General features: G+C 49.9%; 1 protein-coding gene. It reads left to right on the plus strand.

Annotated features, from left to right (window positions below):
• Positions 1-941: histidine kinase (locus tag ACTHS3_RS15160; RefSeq protein ID WP_440368386.1), on the plus strand; the 941-nt coding region annotated here is incomplete at both ends.

Genomic DNA, 941 nt, shown 5'->3' on the forward strand with positions numbered 1-941 from the left:
CAAGACTTGGCCCGGCAAAACCGTGACTTGACCCTGCTCTACCAGACTACGCGCAACCTGCACCAAACCTTTACGCCGCAACAGGCCGCAGAAGAATTTTTGGCTCAGATTCTGCCGGCGTTTTCCGCTTTGGGCGGTACGGTATATCTTTCCGATGAGGAACGGAAACGTTCTGATTTGGCGGCAAGCGTCGGTGAAACCGAAGAAGGAAATCGTGTAGAATTTCCGATCGTTTATCAAGACGAACAACTCGGCGTACTGACCCTATATTTTTCAGACGGCCATATGCCTGATGAGCAAGACGAAAAACTGCTGCATACCTTAAGCGGACAGCTGGGCATTTCCATCGCCAGCAACCGCATGGAACAAGAGCGCCGCCTGCTTGCAGTTTTACAGGAGCGTAACTTGATTGCGCAAGGTTTGCATGACAGCATCGCGCAAGCTTTGACCTTTTTGAATTTGCAGGTACAAATGCTGGAAAGCGCGTTTGCTTCAGACCAACGCGAGCAGGCCGAAGAAAATATCGGCTTCATCAAAGACGGCGTGCAGGAATGCTACGAAGACGTCCGCGAACTTTTGATGAATTTCCGCACCAAAATCAGTAATAAAGATTTTCCCGAAGCGGTAGAATCGCTGCTGGCGCGTTTTGAACGGCAAACTGGTATCCCGGTTGATTTAAAATGGCAGGACGACGGACAGGCATTAAATTATGATGAACACTTGCAAATCATCTTCATCTTGCAGGAAAGCCTGTCCAATATCCGGAAACACGCGCGTGCGCAACATGTCAGCGTCGAAATTGCCAACCACGGCGATTTTGTCATGACGATTCGGGACGACGGCGCAGGCTTTAATAAAGAACATCTATCAAACCGGCCTTCAGGCGAACATGTCGGCTTGGGCATTATGCAGGAACGGGCCCAACGGATTAACGCAGAATT

This window comes from Neisseria sp. P0009.S007 (genome assembly GCF_051962515.1).